4 protein-coding genes are annotated in these 23,657 nt (G+C 53.0%); all 4 read left to right on the top strand.

The features are described from left to right. Positions 1-167: 167 nt before the first annotated feature. Genes LCH85_01395 through LCH85_01380 form a run of 4 tightly spaced genes read left to right on the top strand, consistent with a single transcriptional unit; the run spans position 168 to position 23,654 of the window. Positions 168-1,907 (top strand): fatty acyl-AMP ligase, encoded by a 1,740-nt coding sequence (locus LCH85_01395; GenBank protein MCA0350625.1) that lies wholly within the window; start codon positions 168-170, stop codon positions 1,905-1,907. Beyond that, positions 1,904-11,278 (top strand): amino acid adenylation domain-containing protein, encoded by a 9,375-nt coding sequence (locus LCH85_01390; protein ID MCA0350624.1) that lies wholly within the window; start codon positions 1,904-1,906, stop codon positions 11,276-11,278. Before LCH85_01395 ends, LCH85_01390 begins: the two co-directional genes overlap by 4 nt. Beyond that, positions 11,275-15,861, top strand: a complete 4,587-nt coding sequence (locus LCH85_01385) for an amino acid adenylation domain-containing protein (protein ID MCA0350623.1) — start codon at positions 11,275-11,277, stop codon at positions 15,859-15,861. The genes LCH85_01390 and LCH85_01385 overlap by 4 nt, the downstream gene beginning before the upstream one ends. Before the next feature lie 2 nt (positions 15,862-15,863). After that, entirely contained in the window at positions 15,864-23,654 is a 7,791-nt protein-coding gene (locus LCH85_01380; protein MCA0350622.1) for an amino acid adenylation domain-containing protein, read from the top strand. The last annotated feature ends 3 nt before the right edge of the window (positions 23,655-23,657 follow it).

Below are 23,657 nucleotides of genomic sequence, written 5' to 3'. Positions count from 1 at the left end.
GTCTGTAATCATCGTTCAGATCAGTGATCCAAAACAAGATCACCAGCGATACGTTAAGTGATACCCTAAAATGATCACTTTAAGCGCCTATCAATATCAGGTTAATAGCTGTTGTTGCCATGCTGGGTGTGGTGTAATGCCTTGCAGTTGAACAGTGTGAGGTTGTTATGCTTGATCATGATCTGATGTTGGAGGCGGGTGGCAGTTCTGCGACGATTCAATCCAACCCTGCAAGTTTTGTTGAAATTATTCTTCAGCGGGCCAAAACGACTCCTGAAGCGATTGCGCTTAATTTTTATACAGCTGATGGCTATCGTACCAGCCTATCGTATGGTTTATTGGCGCAGCGTTGTCAAGCAATTGCTGCCGTTTTGCAACGAGTGACCAAACCAGGCGATCGGGCCTTGCTATTATACCCGCCCGGCTTAGGTTATGTGGAAGCATTTTTTGGCTGTTTATTCGCTGGCGTGATTGCCGTTCCTGCTTATCCGCCGCGTCCCAATCGCCGCGATCAACGTTTGGAAGCAATTATTAGCAATGCTCAAGCCCGGGTGATGCTGGCGGCGAGCGAGGTTGTGGCTCAGCAACGCGCTTTATCGCAACAATATCCTGGCCTTGCTCAATTGCAATGGATCGCCAGCGATTTGGTGAATAGTCAATTGGCCAGTATGTGGCAAGCCCCCAGCATTAATACCCATGATTTGGCCTTTTTGCAATATACCTCTGGCTCAACTTCGCAACCACGCGGTGTAATGGTCAGCCACGAAAATCTGGTCTATAACTCGGGCTTGATTGCCCAAAGTTTTGGCATCACGGCTGATGATCATGTGTTTATTTGGTTGCCACCCTACCACGATATGGGCTTGATCGGTGGAATTATGCAGCCGTTGTTTACTGGCTGTGAATTAAGTTTGATCGATCCCCTGACCTTTTTGCAACAACCGCTGATTTGGCTCCGCATGATCAGCGATTTAGGGGTAACAGTCACTGGTGGGCCGAATTTTGCCTACGATTTATGCGTTGCTAAAGCCAAACCTGAAGTTTTGGCAGGCGTTGATCTAAGCCGTTTGCGGGTGGCATTTAATGGCGCTGAGCCAATTCGCGCAGCAACCCTTGAGCGATTTAGCCGCACCTTTGCCCCCTTGGGCTTCAAACCCCAGGCCTTTTTGCCGTGTTATGGCTTGGCCGAAGCCACCCTCTTTGTCAGTGGTGCGCCGCATGCTGCTGAGCCAACCACGCTCACCGTCGATGCTCAAGCCTTGAGCCAACATCAAGCGCTTCCAAGCGAGTATGGCACATTGTTGGTAAGTTCGGGCGTGGTAGCCGCGCCGCAAATTGTAACAATTGTCGATCCTGAGCAGGGCCAGGTTTGTGCCGATGGTTGGGTTGGCGAGGTCTGTATTCACGGGCGTAGCATTGCCCATGGCTATTGGGATAACTCCGCCGCTAGCGAGGCTACTTTTCAATTGATCTTGCCTGATGGCAGCGGCCCCTTCCTGCGCACGGGCGACCTTGGTTTTATCCACGAAGGTCAATTGTATATTACCGGGCGGCTCAAAGATCTGATTATTATTGATGGGCGCAATCATTACCCCCAAGACTTGGAATTGAGCGTTGAATTGGCGCATTCGGCGATTCGCCAAGGTGGTTGTGCTGCTTTTGCCGTTGATGGCGCTGATGGCGAGCAAATTGTGATTGTGGCCGAAATTCGCCGCCCCAATCAAGCCGAAGAAGCGGCTCAGGCTGTGCGCTTAGCCCTCCAGCAACAATACGATTTAGCAATTGCCGACTTGATGTGGGTACGGCCTGGCCAAGTGCCTAAAACCTCTAGCGGCAAGGTGCGCCGCCGCGAATGCCGCCAACGCTATTTGAGCCAAACCCTCAATAGCTTGGAGGGCGAGGAATGAGTTCCAACTATAGCGCTGCGCAAATTGCAGGTTGGCTGCAAACGCAGATTGCTGAACGTTTGAAACGCTCGCCCGAACTGGTGGCACTAACGGCTCCATTTGCTGATCTTGGGCTTTCGTCGCGTGAAGCGGTTGGTTTGAGTGGCGATTTACAGGCATGGCTGGGGCGCAAAGTCGCTCCAACCGTGCTCTGGGAGTATTCAACCATTCAGGCATTGAGCGATTTTTTGGCCCACGATCAAGCGCAACAATTGCCTTTGCCAAAGCCCAAACCCAGTCAATCAAGCGCCAATGCTAGCTCGGCAATTGCGATTGTGGCGATGAGTTGTCGCTTGCCTGGAGCCGATTCGCCCGAAGCTTTGTGGCAATTGTTGCTCGAAGGCCGGAGCGCAATTGGACTTGTGCCTGCTGATCGCTGGGATGCTCAGGCCTTGTATAGCCCTGAAGCTCGCACGCCTGGCAAAATCAACACGCGCTGGGGTGGTTTTCTCGATCAGGTTGATCAATTCGATCCGCAGGTGTTTGGTATTTCAGGCCGCGAGGCTAGCCGTATCGATCCACAACAACGCCTAGCTTTGGAAGTAGCGTGGGAAACCTTTGAGCGAGCGGGGATTGCGCCTGATCAATTGGTGGGTAGCGCAACCGGGGTTTTCCTAGGCATTAGTAGCAATGATTATGCGCGGTTGCAATTTGCCCAACTTGATCAGCTTGATGCCTATGCTGGCACTGGTAACGCCCATAGCATTGCCGCCAATCGGTTGTCGTATGTGTTTGGCTTGCAAGGCCCAAGCATGGCGCTTGATACTGCTTGTTCATCGTCGTTGGTTGCTGTGCATTTGGCTAGTCAAAGTTTGCTGGCAGGCGAATGTGAGCAAGCACTGGCTGGCGGGGTCAATCTGATCCTCAATCCTGAGTTAAGCGTCACTTTTGCTCAAGCCCAAATGCTTTCTGGCACGGGCGAATGCCACACCTTCGATGCTGCTGCCGATGGCTATGTGCGTAGCGAGGGCTGTGGCATGGTGCTGCTGAAGCGGCTTGAGGTGGCCGAGGCGGCGGGCGACCCAATTTTGGCCGTCATTCATGGCTCAGCGGTGAATCAGGATGGTCGCAGCAATGGGTTGACTGCGCCGAATGGGCAAGCCCAGCAGGCGGTTATTCGCCAAGCGCTGGCCAAAGCCCAAATTCAGCCTGATCAATTAAGCTATATCGAAGCCCATGGCACAGGCACACCCTTGGGCGACCCGATTGAAGTTACGGCCTTGCAGGCGGTGCTGGGCGAACGCCAACAACCCTGTTTGCTGGGCTCGATCAAATCCAACCTTGGGCATCTTGAGGCTGCCGCTGGGATTGCAGGCTTGATCAAGCTGGTTTTGGCGTTTCAGCAGCAAATAATTCCCGCCCAAGCCAATTTTAAGCAACTCAACCCTCAAATTGAGCTTGGCTCGGCCTTAGCAATTGCTACAACCCCCCAGCCTTGGTATAGCTTTGGCAGTTATGCGGGCATTAGTAGTTTTGGTTTTGGCGGAACCAATGCCCATCTAATTCTCGGTGCTGCGCCGTTGCAGCCCAAGCGATTGCCGCAACCAAGCCCAGCTCCAATCCAGTTGTTGGCTTTGCAAGCCAATAGCGAGGCTGCCTTGCGCCAACTCACTGAGCGCTATCAGGGCTATTTGGTGCAAACTGAGGCAAGCTTGGCCGATATTTGCTGGAGCGCTTACCACCAACGGGCCACGATGCGCCACCGCCTAATAGTCTCTGCTACAGACAAAGTGCAAATGATCGAACGCTTGCAGCAAGCTTGGCAAGCTCAAGCTACAGGCAGCCTCTATGCAGAACAACAGCATCCCGCTCCTAGGATTGCCTTTGTTTGCTCTGGCCAAGGTAGCCAATATGTGGGCATGGCGCAAACGCTCTATCAAACTCAGCCGCTGGTGCGCCAAATTTTTGATCAAGCGAACAGCATTCTCAATGAGTATTTGGCGATTCCGTTGCTTGATGTCTTGTATCAGCCAGACCATGGCGCGTTGCTGCGCGATACCCGTTACACCCAACCCGCTATTTTTGTGGTGAGCTACGCTCTTGGCCAACTTTGGCGATCGTGGGGAATTGAGCCTGTCGCTTTGCTTGGCCATAGCATTGGCGAATATAGCGCGGCAGTGTTGGCTGGAGTTTGGAGCTTTGAGCAGGGCTTGCGCTTGGTTGCCCAACGTGCTCAATTGATGCATAGCTTGCCTGAGCATGGCGCAATGCTGGCGATTCGCGCTCCGCTCGAAACAATCGAGCCACTGCTCACGCAGCATCAGCTTGATGTGGCGGCGAGCAACGGGCCAACTGCGGTGGTAGTGGCAGGCAGTGCGATTGCCATCAGTCAATGTGCTGCAGAATTAAATCAACTCAACATAACGAATAAATTGCTTGATGTCTCGCATGGCTTCCATTCGCGCTTGATGCAGCCGATGTTGGCCGATTTTCGACAGGTGCTCAGCGCCTATCCCTCCAAAACTCCTCAGCTTCGTCTAATTGCCAACCTCGATGGCTCGTGGCACGAACAAGCTCCTAGTGCTGAATATTGGGTCGAACACACCCGCCAGCCAGTCCAGTTTTATCGCGGTTTGCAAAGTTTGGTTGCTAGCGGCGTGAGCCATATTGTCGAACTTGGTGGCCATAGCACCTTAATCGATCTAGGTCGCCAAGCTGGGCTGCCCAATTTGACTTGGCTGGCGAGTTTGCGCCGCCAACAAGCCGATTGGGAATCGCTCTACCACGCGGCGGCAATGTTGTTGGCTCATGGCTGTCAGCTTGATTGGGCCGCCATGAATCCCGATTATCAGCCGCAATCTGTGTTGTTGCCAACCTATGCTTTTGATCGCCAACGTTATTGGTTTACGGAAGGAACTGGTATGAATCAAGCTAGCGCTCAACCAACGCCTGCTAGCGCCTCAAGCCGCCATAGCACGATTTTGGCTGAACTTCGCAGCCTGACTGCCAATTTACTCCACATCAAGCCCGAGCAGATCAATATCCACAGTTCATTTGTTGAAATGGGCGCAGATTCGTTGGTGATGATCGACGCTGGTCGGGCAATTGAATCACGCTATAACGTGCATATTACAATGCGCCAATTGTTTGAAGATTTGGCTAGCCTTGATGCTTTGGCGCGTTTTCTTGATGCGCATGGCACGTTTGAAGCTGAGCCAGCCCCAAGTGAGCCAAATGTGGTTCCGATTGTGGCCCAAGCACAACCCGTTGTTCCAGCGGCGGTTACTCCGGTTGCGGCGGCTGGCTTAGAGGCGGTGGTACAGCAACAATTAGCCTTGATGCAACAGCAATTGGCCTTGTTGGCAGGCCAACCAGCGGCAGTAACCCCGATTCAGCCAGTAATTCCAGCAGCTAGCCCTATCAGCGCTGCTGTTGTAAAACCTGCGAGCCAGCCTGCTTCAAATCCTGCTGCGGCTACTCCCAAAGCCTATGTACCCTACCAACCAGTTCGACCAGGCTCGATCACGGCCAACGATCTGAGCAGCCAACAACAAGCCCATTTGCAACAATTAATCAACGATTACACCACACGGACTGCGACTTCCAAGCAGCTGACCCAAGCCTATCGTGCGCAATTAGCCGATAATCGCGAATCGGCAGGTTTTCGCTTTTCGATCAAAGAGATGTTGTATACCCTGATTTGCGAGCGCTCGGAAGGCAGCAAGATTTGGGATATTGACAATAATCAATATCTCGATTTGACCATGGGTTTTGGGGTTAATTTATTCGGCCATCGTCCTGAAATAACCACCCAAGCTTTGGCGAACCAACTTGCTCAAGGTTATCAGCTTGGCCCACAAACCCGCTTGGCTGGTGAAGTTGCCCAATTAATTTGCCGAATTACTGGCATGGAGCGGGTGGCGTTTTGCAATTCGGGCACTGAGGCTGTGCTCACGGCAATTCGCGCTGCTCGCACGCTGACTGGCCGCAAAAAGATAGCGCTGTTTGCTGGCTCGTATCATGGGTTTTATGATGCAACCTTGGCGACCGCCCAAGCCGGAGCCGCCACTCGTTCGGTTCCGCTAGCGCCTGGCATTCCTCAAGGGATGGTCGATGATATTGTGGTGTTGGATTATGCCACGCCTGAGAGTTTGGCCACGCTTGAGCAATTGCTGCCCGAATTAGCGGCGGTGCTGGTCGAGCCAGTTCAAAGCCGCCGCCCTGATTTGCAGCCGCAGGCATTTTTGCAAGTGGTGCGCGAATTAACCAAGTCTCACGGTAGCTTGTTAATTTTCGATGAGATGATTACGGGCTTTCGGATTGCAGCGGGTGGGGCACAGGCTTGGTTTGGCATCGAAGCTGATCTCGCAACCTATGGCAAGATTGTTGGTGGCGGGATGCCAATTGGCGTGGTGGCTGGACGTGGCGCGACCCTCGATGCGCTTGATGGCGGCTTTTGGCAATATGGCGACGATTCCTTTCCTCAAGCTGAAACTACCTTTGTCGCTGGCACCTTCTGCAAACATCCCTTGGCTCTGGCAAGTGCTAAGGCCGTGCTGACAGCGATTGAACACGCTGGCCAAGGGCTATATGACCAGCTGAATCAACAAACTGCCAGTTTTGCAGCTGAAATGAACGCCTATTTTGCCCAAGCCGAAGCGCCAATTAGCGTGGTGCATTTTGGCTCGCTCTTTCGCTTTAGCTTCAAGCAAAATCTTGATTTGTTCTTTTACCATTTGTTGTTGCAAGGGGTTTATATTTGGGAAGGCCGTAATTGTTTCTTCTCAACCGCCCACAGCGCCGCCGACGTGGAATGGCTCAAACGGGCGATTCGCAACGCAGTCGAGGCCTTGCAAGACGGCGGATTTTTGCCCAAGCCTCAACATCGACTGAGCCAACCCCACAGCTTTGCCCTGAGCGAAGATCAATATCATCTGTGGGTGCTGGGCCAGCTTGGGCAGCACGAGGCGATTGCCTACAACCTGCCAACTGGCTTGGAAATTCGCGGCCAGCTGGATTTGGCACGCTTGGAGCAGGCCTTCAATCTGGTGGTGCAACGTCATGAGAGCTTGCGCACAATCGTTGCCAGCGATGGCACGCAGCAAATTGTTCAGCCCCAGCAGCCAATCACGCTTAATTTCAGTGATTTTTCAAGTGCAGCCAATCAGCAACAAGCACTTGATCAATGGTTTACTCAGCATAATCAACAGGCGTTTGATTTGAGTCAAACCAACCCATTGCGCTGTAACGTGGCGCAACTTGGGCCAGATCGCTATGTCCTGAGCATTGTGGCGCATCACTTGTTGGTTGATGGTTGGTCGGTTGGCGTGATTTTGCAAGAAGTTGCCCAAATCTACCAAGCCTTGAGCGACGGCCAAACCCCACAATTGGCTCAGCCTTTGCAGTTTCGCGATTATCTGGCCTGGAAAGCTGGGGGTGATCTGACCACCCAAGCCAATTTCTGGCAAGCGCTGTTTGCCGAGTTGCCAGCACCTTTAGCGTTGCCAACCGATTACCCGCGCCCAGCGCTCAAAAGCTATGTTGGCCAACGGGTGATGCAGGTTTTGGAGCCAGCCAGCTATCAAGCCTTGAAGCAACTGAGCCGCCAATCGGGCGCGACCTTGTTTATGGTGTTGTTGGCGGGCTACCAACTGTTATTGCATCGCCTGACGGGGCAAAACGATCTGGTGGTGGGCATTCCGGCGGCGGCGCGTTCGTTTGAGGGCAGCGAAACGATTGTTGGCTATTGTGGCAATTTGCTGCCCTTGCGCAGCCGCTTGCAAGCTGAACAAAGCTTTAGCGATTATCTGCATCAGACTCGCCAGCAACTATTTGATGCCTACGAAAACGAAGATTACTCCTTAGCTCAACTGTTGGCGGTGTTGAACCCCGTGCGTGATGCCAGCCGTTCAGCGATTGTTGAAACCTTGTTCAACTTCGAACCACCAACCCCCGCTCCTAACTTTGGTGGGCTGGAAACCAGCTTCGTGGCTCAATCAATTAGTGCAACCGCGCTTGATCTCAGTGTCAATGTGATTGAGTTGAATCAACAATTGGTGGTGTATTGCGATTACAACAGCGATTTGTTTGAGCAGGCCACGATTGAGCGTTGGCTGGGTCATTATCAAACATTGTTGTTGAGTGCTACCCAGCAACCAACTAGCCCTGCTGAACGCTTAGCCTTGTTGAATCCCAGCGAAACGAACGTACTGCTGGAAGCTTGGAATGCGACAACCAAGCAGGTGCCATTCGAGCAGACCTATAGCCAATTATTTGCCGAGCAAGTTCAGCGCACACCCGCTGCCATTGCGATCAGCGACCAACATACCAGCTACAGCTACCAAGCGCTCGATCAACGGGCTAATCGCTTGGCCAACTATTTGCAAAGTTTAGCAATTGGTACAAACCAAGTTGTGGCAATTTTGGCGGATCGTTCGTGTGATTTTGTGAGTGCAGTTTTGGGCGTGTTCAAGGCTGGCGCGGCCTACCTGCCACTCGATTTGGAGCACCCACCACGGCGTTTGGCCCAGGTGTTGCAACAAAGCCAAAGTCGTTTGGTGTTGGTTGGCGAGGCTTGGCAAGCAACCTTGGCCGCAGCCCTCAGCATTTTGCCCAGCGACCAACGGCCAATCATCGTCTTGTTGGAGCAAGCCTTCAACCCTGAATTATCGAGCGAAGCACCGACGATTCAAGCTAATGCCAGCGATTTGGCCTATGTGATTTATACCTCTGGCTCAACTGGCTTGCCCAAAGGAGCCATGATCGAACAACGGGGCATGGTCAATCACCTATATGCCAAGATTGTCGATTTACAGCTGACTGTGGCTGATCGAGTGGCACAAAATGCTCGCCAAAGCTTTGATATTTCAGTTTGGCAGATGTTGGTGGCGCTGTTGGTTGGCGCAGAAACCCAAATCTACCCTGATAGTATTGCCCGTGATCCTGAGGTGCTGTTGAGCTATGCCGAGCAGCAAGTAACCACAATTTTGGAAATTGTGCCCTCGTTGTTGGGCGCGTGGCTCACGATTTTCCCCAATCGGGCCAACGATTTACCCCGTTTTGCGCAATTGCGTTGGCTCTTGCTGACGGGCGAGGCCTTGCCACCTGCTGCCTGCCGTGATTGGTTCACGTGGTATCCCACGATTCCCTTGATGAATGCCTATGGCCCAACCGAATGTTCCGATGATGTGACTCATTATGTGGTGCGAGAAGCTCCTGCAGCGCATGTGGTGCATATGCCAATTGGCCGTCCGGTGATCAACACACGCTTGTATATTCTCGATGGGTTACTGCAACCAGTGCCAATTGGGGTGATTGGCGAACTCTATGTTGGTGGCGTGGGCGTTGGTCGCGGCTACCTGAATGATCCTGAACGCACCCAAGCGGTGTTTGCGGCTGACCCATTTGTGGCTGGTGGGCGTTGGTATCGCACTGGCGATTTGGCTCGCTACCGCAGCGATGGCACGATTGAATATTTGGGGCGAATCGATCATCAAGTCAAAGTGCGTGGCTTCCGCATCGAGCTGGGCGAAATTGAAGCAGCTTTGGCACAGCATCAAGCGGTGCATCAAAGCATTGTGACGGCAACCCCGAATGCTCAAGGTCAATTGCGCCTAATTGCCTACGTCGTCTCGAAGGCCGCTGATCAGCCTGCGGAACAAGCAACCAGCGCTCGCTTGGAGCAATGGAATAGCGTTTGGGCGGATACCTATGATCAACTGAGTGCTGGTGATCATGGCACGATCAACACGATTGGTTGGAACGATAGCTACACCCGCCAGCCCTTCTCCGCAGAGGCCATGCACGAATGGAGTTGGGTCACGGTGCGCAATATTTTGGCCCAACAGCCGAGCCGCATTTTGGAGCTTGGTTGTGGCACTGGTATGTTGCTGTTGCCGCTGGCTCCCTATTGCTTGAGTTATCGCGGCCACGATATTGCCACCGAGGTCTTGGCTTACGTTCAACAGCGGCTTGATCAACAAATTCATAATTGGCCGCATGTGAGCTTGGCTCAGTTTCCGGCCCACGACTTTAGCAGCATTGCTCCCCACAGCGTTGATACGATTGTGATCAACTCGGTGGCTCAATATTTTCCTAGCATCGACTATTTGGTGCAAGTTTTGGCGGCTGGGCTTGAGGCCTTGGTGGCAGGCGGGCGAATCTATCTTGGCGATATTCGCAATTTGAGCCTCAACCCATTGCTGCATGCCTCAATTCAGTTGTTTCAAGCGCCCGACGAATTGGCGGTTGAGCAAATTGCCCAATTGGCCCAGCAGCAACATTTGCGCGATCAAGAGTTGGTAATCGACCCAAGCTTTTTCTATGCATTGCAGCAGCAATACCCACAAATCAGCCATGTCGAACTGGTGCTGAAACGTGGGCGCATTCACAACGAATTGACCCGTTTTCGCTACGATGTGGTGCTGCATGTGCAACGCCCAAGCCTTGATCTGCAACCACATTGGTTTGATTGGCAGACCGATGGCTTGAGTTTGAGTCTCGTGCGCCAGGTGCTTGAGCAAAGCCAGCCCGATGCGCTAGGCATCGCCAACGTGCCGAATAGTCGGCTAAGCGAGGCCTGTGGTTTGTGGCAAGCACTGCATGCACCCGAGCAACCAACAGCTGCTGGCGAGCTGAAACAAGCGCTGCAACCATTGGCCTTGCAAGGCATCGACCCCGAAGATTGGTATAGCCTGCATCTGAATGGGCGCTATCGAATCAGCGTTAGCTTGGCTCAAAGCGGTGAGCTTGGTTGCTACGATGTGTTGTTTTATGCCACTGCCAAGCTGACGGATGCTGGGTTGCCGCAGCAAATTCAACGACTCACCAGCCCGCGCAAAGCTTGGTCGGCCTATGCCAATAACCCACTCCAAGAGAGCCAATCGCTGACCCAGCAATTCCGCCAGCATTTGCGCCAAGCCTTGCCCGACTATATGCAGCCCGAAGCCTTTGTGTTGTTGGAGCAATTGCCCTTGACTCCCAATGGCAAAGTTGATCGTCGGGCTTTGGCAGCACTCGAAGCGCCGATCCAAACGACAAGCTATCTGGCTCCGCGCAACCCGCTAGAGCAACAACTTGCCAGCCTGTTTGAGCAAGTGCTCAATCTCAGCCAAGTTGGCGTTGATCAAAGCTTCTTTGAATTGGGCGGCCATTCGCTGACTGGAACCCAACTGATTGGCCTGATTCGCAGCGAATGCCATGCCGATTTGCCCTTGCGCACATTGTTTGAAGCCCCAACGGTTGGCGAATTGGCCTTGCGAGTTGCCGCTGCCCAAACCGAGCCGAGCGAGATTGCGAAACCAACCGCGCTTAAACGTCAGCGCCAACGGGTCAACCTCAATGCGGCTGGCTTTGGCCAAATTGCCGAAACCAACGATGGAGGTGCAGCATGACTATGAATGAACGTGAGGTGTTTGCCTTCCCGATGTCGTTTGCCCAGCAGCGGCTTTGGTTTTTGGAGCAACTTCAGCCGAATAGCGCCTTGTATCACATCGCCAGTTTGCTGGAAATTCAAGGGCCGCTTGATCTGGTGGCGTTGCAGCAGAGCATTAACCAGATTATTGTGCGCCATGAGACGTTGCGTACAACTTTTGGCATGGTCGATCAAACGCCGATGCAATTGATCAGCAGTGAGTTGACGCTCACCCCGGTTGTGCACGATTTGCAGACGCTTGAGCCTGAGCAACGCTGGTTTGTGGCGCTTGAACAGGCCAAAGCCAGTTGTTTGCTGCCGTTTGATTTGAGCCAAGGCCCGTTGGTGCGGCTTGAATTGTTTCAACTTGCCCCTGAGCATTGTTTGATGACGGTCGTGTTGCACCACATTATTGCTGATGGCTGGTCGATGGAACTCTTTATTCAGGAGTTGGTGAGCAGCTATGAGGCCTATTGCGCGGGCTTTCATCCGCAGCTTGCGCCCTTGGCTTTGCAATACGCCGATTATAGCGAGTGGCAGCGTGAATGGTTGGCTAGCCCACGCCAGCAGCAACAATTGGATTTTTGGCAACAGCAATTGGCCGATGCTCCCAAGCGTTTGGAGTTAGCAACTGATCACCCTCGGCCTGCGCAGCAGAGTTTTGCGGGGAGCACGCTGAGTTTTGCGATTCCCAATCAATTAACTAACCAATTGCGCAACCTCGCCCAGCAAACCCAAACTACGCCGTTTATGCTGGCCTTGGCGGTGTTTGCCAGTTTGTTGAGCCGTTATAGCCGCCAAGATCAGGTGCTAATTGGCTCGCCGATTGCCAACCGTACCACCGCCGAAGCCCAACCGTTGATTGGCTTTTTCGTCAATACAGTGGTTTTCAAGGTGCAACTGAGCCCCAGCCTCGATTTGCTGAGCTTGGTTGAGCAGGTGCGCGAGCAAAGTTTGGCGGTCTATGCCAACCAAGATGTGCCGTTTGAGCAGGTGGTGCAGCAGTTACAGCTTGAGCGTAATTTGAGCCATACGCCAATTTTTCAGGTGATGTTGGCCTACCAAAATGTGCCGAGCCAGCAACTGAGCATCGCCAACCTGACAATCAAACAGCTGCCGCTGGATTTGGGTTATGCCAAATTTGACCTAACGTTATTTATTGAGGAAACTCCAGCAGGGCTAGTTGGGCGCTTGGAATATAACCGCGATTTGTTCGAGCCAGCCACGATTGAGCGCTTGCGCGACCATTTCTTGCGTTTGCTAGGCCACGCCTTGGCTCAGCCAACCCAACCACTGGCCCAAATCAGCATCTTGAGCACTGCCGAATGCCAACAGCTTTTGGTCGATTGGAACCAAACTCAGCAGCAGTTCCCCGACCAACGTGGCTTGCAGCATTTGGTTGAGCAGCAAGTTCTGCGTACACCCAATGCTCCAGCGATTCGTTGGAATAACCAAATAATCTGCTATACAGAGCTTGATCAACGCGCCAATCAATTAGCCCATTTACTGCTGCAACGTGGGGTTAACCAAGCCTCAATCGTTGGGGTTTATGCGACGCGCTGCCCAGAAATGATCATCAGTTTGCTGGCAATTTTGAAGGCTGGCGCTGCCTACTTGCCGCTTGATCCGGCCTATCCTGCTGAACGCTTGCACTATTTGGTGGCCGATTCGGCGGCGAGTTTGATTGTACAAGCCAGCCATCAGACACTGCCAACCCTCATTAGCTCGGCTGAAACACTCGATGTTTTAGCCGAAGCTGAAACGCTAGCTAGCTTACCAACCACTGCTCCGCTGGTTGATTTCGACCCGCAGCAATTGGCGTATGTGATTTATACCTCTGGCTCGACTGGCAAGCCCAAAGGTGTGCTGATTCAGCATCAAGGGGTTGTGAATTATCTGCACTGGGCGATTCATTATTATCCGTTTGAGCAGGGTATTGGTGCGCCGCTGGCCTCGTCGTTGGCCTTCGATGCCACAATTACGGCATTGTGGGGGCCGCTCTGTACGGGCAAAACCATCGATTTGCTGCCTGAGCAGGATGAGCTAGAAGTCTTGGCGCAACGCCTGAGCTGCGAAGATTATAGTGTGCTCAAAATCACCCCAGCGCATATGGAAGCGCTTAGTCAGCTGGTTGCACCCGACCAAATTGGCTCAAGCAAGGCCTTTGTGATTGGCGGCGAGGCCTTGTTGCAGCAACATGTGGCCTTTTGGCAAACCAACGCTCCCAACCTGCGCTTGATCAATGAGTATGGCCCAACCGAGACGGTGGTTGGCTGTGTGATTTATCAAGCCCAAGCTGTGCCAAGCGAATGGGCTGCCGTGCCGATTGGCCGCCCGATCGCCAATACTCAGTTGTATGTGCTTGATCCGGCTGGTTTGCCAGTGCCAATTGGCGTGCCTGGCGAGTTGTATATTGCGGGCTTGGGTGTTGGTCGCGGCTACCATGGGCGGCCTGAATTGACCGCCGAGCGCTTTGTGCGGCTGGAACAATTGGCTGGGGTGCAGGCAGAACTTGCCCGTTGCCAACAGCCTCAGCCAGCGTTTGAACGCTTGTATCGTTCAGGCGATTTGGTGCGCTATCTGCCCGATGGCAATCTCGAATACCTTGGGCGGATCGATCAGCAAGTCAAATTACATGGCTTTCGGATTGAGCTTGGCGAGATCGAAGCTACGCTGGCGAGCTACCCAACGGTGAATGCGGCGGTGGCCATGATTCGCGAGGATCGGCCTGGGCATAAGCGACTGGTAGCCTATGTGGTCGCCGCACCAACCGCCAATCAGGATACGTCGGTTGTTTTGAATCATGTTGCCCAACAATTGCCCCATTATATGCTGCCAAGCGTGGTGATCTGGCTCGATAGCCTGCCATTAACCCCCAATAGCAAAGTTGATCGCCAAGCGTTGCCCGCGCCTGAGATCAACCAAACTGTGCTTGATTCGGCTCAAACTACCCCACTCGATCAGCATGAAGCTCAATTGATGGCAATTTGGCAGCGAGTCTTAGGGCTGAAGGCCGTTGATCGCAATGCCAACTTCTTTAGCCTTGGCGGCGATTCGATTTTGGTGATGCAGGTAGTCGGGATTGCACGGCAGCATGACCTGATTCTAACCCCACGCTTGTTGTTCCAAAACCAAACGATTGCCAGCTTGGCCCAAGCGATTCGCCAGCAAACCCAAGCTAAGCCCGCGCTTGATCCCTTGAGTTTGCAGGGTGTTGTGCCGCTTAGCCCAATGCAACATTGGCTATTTGAGCGCCAACTAGCCAATCCCGCCCATGTCAACCAAAGTATTGTGGTCAAGTTGCAAACGGGATTAGCAACCGAACAAATTCAGGCAGCACTTGATCAATTAGTGTGTTTGCATCCAAGTTTGCGCTTGGTCTTTGCCTACAATGCAACTTGGCAACAACGCTATGCGCCAGCCGCCAACGTGCCATTGCGCGAATTACAGCAACCAACATTGAGACAGCAACAAGTCTGTGATGCCGAACTACAAACTTCGTTCAATTTGGCTCAAGCGCCGTTGTTACGGGCAGCGTTGTGGCGTGGCATCGACCACGATCAATTGCTGTTGGTGGCGCACCATAGCATTATCGACGGGGTTTCGTGGCGAATTGTGCTCGAAGATTTGGCCTTGTTGCTCAACCAACAGGCTGTGCCAGCAGCAACCACGCCATTTAGTGAGTGGGCCGAATACCTGGTGCAGCAAGCGCAAACCCCGCAATTGTTGAGTCAACTCGCCTATTGGCGCTCGACGATTGAAGCCATCACCCCAATTTCTCAGCTTGCTCAGGCGGGTTTGGTTGGCGAAGCACAGCGCTTTCAAACCAAGCTGAAGCCTGAATTGACCGAGCAACTGTTGCATCAGGCACCTGAGCGTAGCCGTGCCAGCGTGGCTGAGTTGTTGATCACTGGTTTGGCCTTGGCCTTCCAGCGTTGGTCAAATCTACAACAGTTGGTCATTGATGTTGAAAGCCATGGCCGCGAATCGCTTGACCCTGAGCATGATTTCAGCCGGAGCTTGGGCTGGTTCACCAGTTTATACCCTGTGCGCTTGGATTTTCCGACTACTACTGAGCCAAACCAATGGATTAAGCAGATCAAAGAAAGCTTGCGAGCAGTACCACAAGCCGGAGCGGGCTATGGCATGTTGCGCTATCTGCACGCTGATCCAGCGATTCGCGCTAGCCTTGTGCCAACTCACGCCCCAGCAATTGCCTTCAACTACCTTGGTCAGCTTGATAACCAGCAAACTTTAGCGCCATTGCAAGGGCTGAATTTGGAGTTTGCCAGCCAAACCTTGGCTGCTAACAACCAACGCAGCCATGCCTTAGAGCTTAATTGTTATAGCGCTAATGGCTGTTTGGTCCTCGATTGGGAATGTCATCAGGCAGCACGGGCAGCCGTTGAACACTTGGCCGAGCAGTATCAACAAGCCTTAGCCGAGGTGTTGCAAGTACCAATGACGACTGCTAGCTTGGCTCCCTCGGATTTTCCAGCGGCTCGCGTCAAGGCCAACGATCTCGATCGATTGTTGGCACGTTTGAAAGCAAAGGGGCAATAGCGGTGGATAATATTCAGGATATTTACGAATTATCGCCAATGCAGCAGGGCATGCTGTTTCACACCATCGCTAGCCCAACTGCTGGAATGTACCTCGAACAGGTGCAATCGCGTTTGCGTGGCCAGCTTGAGCTAGATTGTTTTCGCCAAGCATGGCACATGGTTGTGGCTCGACATACGATTTTGCGCAGTGGGTTTTTCTGGGAAGAACTCGAAAAACCGTTGCAAGTGGTCTATGAAGCGGTCGAATTACCGTTTCAAGTACTCGATTGGCGGAATTATGGCCCTGCCCAACAGGTCTATGAACTTGACATATTACTAGAGAATGATCGCCAACAGCCGTTTGCGCTCGATCAAGCACCCTTGCAGCGTTGGGTTGTGGTGCAACTAGCCGATGATCAATGGCATTGGGTTTGGACGTTTCATCATCTTTTGCTTGATGGTTGGTCGGTGGCCTTGTTATTTGAAGAAGTGTTGCACCACTATGCAGCTTTGCGGCGAGGCACAACCCTCAATCAAGCGCCTGCCCCAGCCTATCGTGCCTATATCGATTGGCTGCAACAGTACGATCAAGCGCAAGCTGAGCAGTTTTGGCGTGGCTATTTGGCAGATTTCAGCTATCCAACGCCGTTGCCATTACAGCGTTCAAGCCAACGCAGCACGAGCCAGCATTTCGCTGAATATCACCACGAGCTAAGCATTGCTGAAACCAGCCAATTGCAAAGCTGGGCACGCCAAAGCCAAGTGACCTTGAATACATGTGTGCAGGCAGCTTGGGCCTATCTTTTGGCTCAACATAGCCAAACCAATGATGTGGTGTTTGGCGCGACCTTTGCTGAACGCCCTGCCGAAATCTACCAAAGTGAACAATTGATTGGCTTGTGCATCAATACCCTGCCAATTCGGGCTAAATTTGAGCCGAGCCAATCACCGCAAACATGGCTGCAAACCCTGCAAGCTGCCTATGGCGAATTGCAGCAACATAGCGCTAGTGCTTTGGTTGATATTCAGCGCTGGAGCGAGCTAGCCCATGGCGCAAGCTTATTTGAGAGCATCGTCGTTTTCGAAAATTATCCATTGCAAGCCACCGATGCCAGCCAAGCAGGCTTGCAGATTGAGCAACTGAGCCTCGCCGAACATACCAATTATCCAATTACCTTGATTGTTGTGCCTGGCGAGCAATTGCGTTTGAGCTTGAGCATCGATCACGATCGCTACGATCAAGCTAGTGCTGAATTGTTGCTGGCTCAATTACAGCAACTTTTGCTGAGTTTGACCACCGCGCAGCGTATTGATGAATTAAGCTTGGTTACGCCAAACCAGCGGGCAAATTTGCAGGCATGGGGCAATTGGCAAGCGCCAGATTATGCGCCACCGCTCTGTTTGCATGAATGGTTTGCCCAACAAGTGCAGGCCCATCCCAATTCCAAGGCGCTGAGTTTTGAAGATACTTGGCTGAGCTACGCCGAGCTTGATCAACGGAGCAACCAAGTTGCCCATGGCTTGATCGCCCAAGGTGTGACAGTTGGCAGTTTGGTTGGCTTGTGCGTTGAACGTTCGCTCGAATTGGTCGTGGGTATTTTGGCGATTCTCAAGGCTGGCGCGGCTTATGTGCCACTCGACCCGACCTACCCTCGCGAACGTTTGGCCTTTGTGCAGGCCGATGCAGCGATTCGCCATATCGTAACACAGAGCCATTTGCGTGATCTGGTGCAAGCTGAACAGTGCTATCTGCTTGATCAGCCTGTGGCTGATTATCCCACAACGCTACCCAGTGTTGTCTGCTCAACAGAAAACCCAGCCTATGTGATTTATACCTCTGGCTCAACGGGCAAGCCCAAGGGTGTGGTAGTCAGTCATGCCAACGTTGCACGATTGATGTTGGCAACCAATGCTTGGTATCAATTCAATCAGCACGATGTTTGGACGCTGTTTCATTCGTATGCCTTTGATTTCTCAGTTTGGGAATTGTGGGGCGCGTTGTTGTATGGCGGCCATTTGGTGGTTGTGCCCTACTGGGTCAGCCGCAATCCTGAGGCTTTCCATCAATTATTGCAGCAACAACACGTAACGGTGCTCAATCAAACGCCCTCGGCCTTTTACCAATTGATTCAGGCTGATAGTTTGGCTGAACAACGTTTGGCCTTGCGCACGGTGATTTTTGGTGGCGAGGCGCTTGATCTAGCCCAACTTGCGCCGTGGTTTGCACGCTATGGCGATCAACAGCCGCAACTGGTGAATATGTATGGCATCACCGAAACCACGGTGCATGTGACCTATCGCCCGATTCGTTTGGCTGATCTGCAAGCAGACCTTGGTAGCGTGATTGGTTGCCCGATTCCCGATTTGGCGCTAGCGGTGCTTGATTCGCAGGGTCGTCAGGTTGGAGTTGGGGTGGCGGGCGAGTTGTATGTTGGTGGGGCTGGTGTGGCTCGGGGCTATCTCGAACGGCCTGAATTGAACGCTCAGCGCTTTATCCAAGCCGATGCGTCAACTCCCGATTTGCCCAGCAACAGCCGTTGGTATCGTTCAGGCGATTTGGTGCGCTACTGGCCAAATGGTGAGCTAGAGTACCTTGGCCGAATCGATCTGCAAGTCAAGATTCGTGGCTTTCGGATTGAGTTGGGCGAAATTGAAGCTGCCCTGAGCCAACATGCGGCGGTACAATCGGCGGCGGTGATTGTGCGTGAAGATCGGCCAGGCCATAAACGTTTGGTTGGCTATCTGATTGCCAAAACGCAGATGCGCAGCGTCGGCGCACAAACTGACCCAAGCCTCGATCTGGCGGCGATTAACCAGCAACTTCACGAACGCTTGCCTGAATATATGTGGCCAAGTGCCTTGATCGAACTAGCTAGTTTTCCTTTGACCAGCAATGGCAAGCTCGATCGCCAAGCGTTGCCCGCACCTGAAGCAGAACAAGCCACGCCAACCAGCAGCACCCCGCTACAATCGCCGCTTGAGCAACAACTAGCTGACCTCTGGAGCGTAGCGCTTGGTCAAACTATCGCCAGTCGCGAGGCCAATTTCTTCAGCCTTGGCGGCGACTCGATTATTGCCATGCAAGTGGTCAGTCGTGCTCGCGCCGCGGGGCTTAATCTTAGCCCGCGCCAACTTTTTCAGCACCAAACGATCGCTGAATTGGCGCTGATGCTTGAACAGCAGGCCAGTATCCTTGCGCTTGAACAGCCAAGCTACCAACTCGAAGGCGAGATCGCTTGGACACCGATTGGCCATTGGTTGCGTGAATTGCGGCCAAGCAATCCTCAGCATTTCAACCAAAGCTTGATGCTAGTGGTTGCGCCCGATTTAGCGCCAGCGGCAATCCAATCAGCGCTTGATCGTTTGGTCAGCTTGCACCCAATTTTGCGAGTACGCTGGCAATTTGAGCCACAGCAACGCCAGTGGTATGGCGATTCGCGCTCGATCAACGTGGCAGTTCAGCATTGTGCCGACGATTCAAATAATTGGCCGACGATGCTTGGGCATATTTGCCAGCGCATGCAGCAACATTTGCACTTGGAGCATGGCCCAAGTTTTGCCGCAACCTTGGTGCGAACCCCAACCCAAGCCCGCCTGATTTTGGTAGCACATCACTTGGTTATCGATGGAGTTTCGTGGCGGATTGTGCTCGAAGATTTGGCCATGGCCTTGAATGGGGCAGCCGCGATTCCCAGTACTACGCCTTGGAGTGTTTGGGCCAATCGGCTCCAAGCTGAAGCGAGCAACCCCCAATATTTGGCTGATTTGAGCTTTTGGCAGCAGCAAATTGCCAATATCATCCCTGTGCCACTTGATCATGTGCCTAACAGTGGGCAAAACCTCACGCGCGATGCAGTTTTTGTGCATACCACGCTTGATCAAGCCACAACTCAAGCCTTGTTGCTCGATTGTCAACAAGCAGTGCAGGTGAATATCAATGATCTGTTGCTGACTGCCTTAACCCAAACTTTAGCAGGCTGGGCCGAACAACGCCATTGGGTGATCGATCTCGAAAGCCACGGGCGATTTAGCCCAGAGCCAAGCGACGATCTCAGCCGCAGCGTTGGTTGGTTTACCAGTTTGTATCCGGTTGCCCTCGATCTACCCGCCGATCCAGCGCCCTTAGCGGCCTTGAAGGCGATCAAAGAGCAATTACGGGCAGTGCCAGCGGGCGGCCAGAGCTTTGGGATTTTACGCTACCTCAATTCGGCAACTGCACCACACTTACAGCCGACCCAAGCCATTCCCTTGGTTTTTAACTATCTTGGCCAGCTCGATCAGAGCGTCAGCATGCCACCATTACTTGGGATTGCCCCCGAATCGACCGGCGCAGATGTGGCGGCGAGTACACCACGCGGCCATTTGTTGAACGTGGCGAGCTATATTCGCGATGGTCAGTTGCAGTTCGACTGGGAATACAACCAAACCTGGCATCAGCAACAGACGATTGAACGTTTGGCTAGCGCCTGTGTTGCTGCGCTCAAAGCCTTGATTGGCGCTTGTCGCCAGCAACTCCGCCTGAGTTTAACCCCTAGCGATGTTGCTTTAGCCAAGCTTGATCAGCCGACGCTTGATCAATTATTAGCGCGGTATCATGGCCAAAACCTCACGCCAGTTGATGTGTACCCCTTGGCTCCCTTGCAAGTTGGTATGCTCTACCATAGCTTGCTCAATCCTCAATCGAGCGTTTACCTCGAACAAGTTGAGTGGACGGTCAATGGCCCGCTCGATTTGGTGAGTTTGCAAATTGCTTGGCAGCAGGTTCAGCAGCGTCATGCGGTTTTGCGCACAGCCTTTTGTACCGAAGGCTTGCCGCAGCCACTGCAAATTGTGCTTGAGCATGTCGATACCCCGTGGCGGGTACTCGATTGGCAAGCCATTGCCCCTGATGAACAAGCCGAATTGCTCGCTGCCTTGCGCCAAGCTGATCGCACCCAGCCATTCAAGCTTAACCAAGCGCCATTGCTGCGCTGGACGTGGATCAAACTAGCCGAACAGCGCTATCACTGTCTTTGGACGCATCATCACTTGCTGCTCGATGGTTGGTCGATCGCCAATGTGTTGGCTGAATTATTTGGCCTCTATGGTCATGTTGATCAAGCTCAGCCGTTGCAATTAGCTCCAGCGGTCGCCTATCGCGACTACATTGCTTGGGCCACGAGCTATGATCAAGCGCAGGCTCAGCAGTTTTGGCGCAACTACTTGGCCGATTTGACTGAGCCAACGCCATTGCCCGCGCCGCATGCAGCGCCTCAGGCAACCAGCGGCTATCACGAATATAGCTTGCAACTTACGCCAAGCCAGACCCAAGCGCTTCAACAGTGGGCACGCCAACAGCATGTCACCTTGAATACTTTGGTACAAGCTGCTTGGGCAGTGTTGCTTGGTCGCTACAATGCGCTCGATGATGTGCTGTTTGGCGCGACGGTGGCGGGCCGACCAACCGATATTGCAGGCATGGAGCATTTAGTTGGTTTGTGTATCAATAGCTTGCCAGTGCGGGTCAAGCTAGATTCGCAGCAGCCAATTGTTGCATGGTTACAAGCCCTGCAAGCCCAACAAAGCCAATGCAACGATTTTGCGGCCACGCCATTGACCGCAATTCAACAGGCCAGCCAGATTCCGGCTAGCCAACAGTTATTTGAAACCTTGCTGGTTTTTGAAAATTACCCAATTGCCGCCAGCGTTGAGCAAGCAGTCAGCGATTTGGCGATTGTTGATGCGAGAACTACTGAGCAAACCAACTTACCGCTGACCTTGTTGGTGCTGCCTGATGCGGCCTTGACTTTGAAGTTGAGCTATGACCAAGCGGTGTATTCGGCAACCCGCATCGCTCAAGTTGCCCGCCATTTAGCCCATGTGCTCCAACAACTGCCGTTGGCCACGACGGTTGGCGAATTAAGCGTGCTCGATACCGCCGAACAAGCTCAATTGCTCAATGAGTGGAATAACACCGCCCAAATTTGGGATTCAAGCGAGCTTTTGGTTGATGTATTGGCTCAGCAAGTGCAGCGCACACCCAACGCGCCCGCACTCAGCGATGAGCACTATCACTATAGCTATGCCGAGCTGGATCAGCGGGTAACCCAGCTTGCCGCCAGCTTGCAAGCCCATGGCATGCAGGTTGATGATCGGGTTGGGGTGTTGATGGAGCGCTCGGCGCAGTTGGTGATTGCGCTCTTGGCGATTGTCAAGGCGGGCGCTGCCTACGTGCCGTTTGATCCAGCCTACCCTACTGAGCGGGTCTTGGCGATGTTGGCTGATGCTGCGCCACGGGTGTTGATCACTGATACGCCCAACCTCGACCAAGCCACAATTCCGGTCTTGCTGTTTGATCAAGCGTGGCAGCCAAACCACAGCCTGAGCTTCAACCCACCAATAATCCACCCACTCAACGCGGCCTATATGATTTACACCTCTGGCTCAACTGGCAAGCCCAAAGGCGTGATCAATAGTCATCAGGCGATTGTCAACCGTTTGCTGTGGATGCAGCAGCGCTATCAATTGACGGCGGCTGATGTGGTATTACAAAAAACGCCCTACAGCTTTGATGTTTCGGTTTGGGAGTTTTTCTGGCCGCTGATGACTGGTGCTAAGTTGGTGGTTGCTCGTCCGGCGGGCCACCTCGATCGGCGCTATTTAGCCGAGACCATTCAGGCCCAAAAGGTCACCACAATTCACTTTGTGCCGTCGATGCTCAGCTTATTTTTGGAAGAATCACAAGCAGCCAATTGTACGAGCTTGCGTCAAGTTTTTTGCAGTGGCGAGGCCTTGAGTGCCGAAACCAGCGCTCGTTTTTGCCAAACACTCAATGCAGATTTACATAATTTATATGGGCCAACTGAAGCGGCGGTTGATGTGAGTGCTTGGCATTATCAACCGAATGCTGAGCCAAGCGTGCCAATTGGTCGCCCGATTGCCAATACCCAGCTGTATATTCTCGATGCCCGAATGCAGCTGGTGCCGGTTGGGGTTGCTGGCGAGTTGCTGATTGGCGGGCTGAATTTGGCGCGAGGCTATGCTGAACGCCCCGATTTGACCGCCGAGCGCTTTATTCCCCATCCTTATGCTAGCCAAGCAGGCGCACGTTTGTATCGTACTGGCGATTTGGCTCGTTGGCGCGATGATGGGGCGATTGAATACCTTGGCCGTAACGATTTCCAAATCAAAGTGCGTGGTATTCGGGTTGAGTTGGGCGAGATCGAACATCAGCTCAGCCAACATCCAGCGATTGCGCAAATCGTGGTGCATCATCATGCTGGGCAATTGGTGGCCTATTGGGTTGCGCGGCCAGATCAGGCTGTGCCCGAAGAAACTGCCTTGCGCTCGTGGCTACGGGCGCGACTGCCTGAGGCCATGATTCCGGCGCATTGGCTGCAATTGGCTGAATTGCCCTTGAGCAGCAATGGCAAGTTGAATCGCAAAGCCTTGCCAATCCCACAATTTGGTGCAGAAACCCCACAACGCCCGCCGCAAAATGCGCTAGAGCAAACCATCGCGGCAATTTGGTCAGCGGTGCTCGAACGCCCAATTAACCAAGTTGAACGGCCATTTTTCGACCTTGGCGGCCATTCTTTGGCCTTGATTCAAGTTCATAGCCGCTTGGAAACAGCCTTAAATCGTTCAATCGAATTGATGTTGTTGTTTGAGCATCCAACGATTGCGGCCTTGGCCGTAGCCTTGAGCCAACAACCAAGCGATTTAGCATCAACGGCTGAAGATCAAGCCCAACAACGCAGCCAACGCCAACAAAGCCAAGCCCAACGCCGTCAACGCCGCCAACAAGTCCAGCTTAATCTTGATGAGGAATAATTG

It is taken from the genome of Chloroflexota bacterium (assembly GCA_020161265.1).
Taxonomy (GTDB): Bacteria; Chloroflexota; Chloroflexia; order Chloroflexales; family Herpetosiphonaceae; genus Herpetosiphon.
The sequence above is the reverse complement of the archived record's forward strand: the minus strand, read 5'-3'. Positions and strand labels throughout refer to the sequence as shown.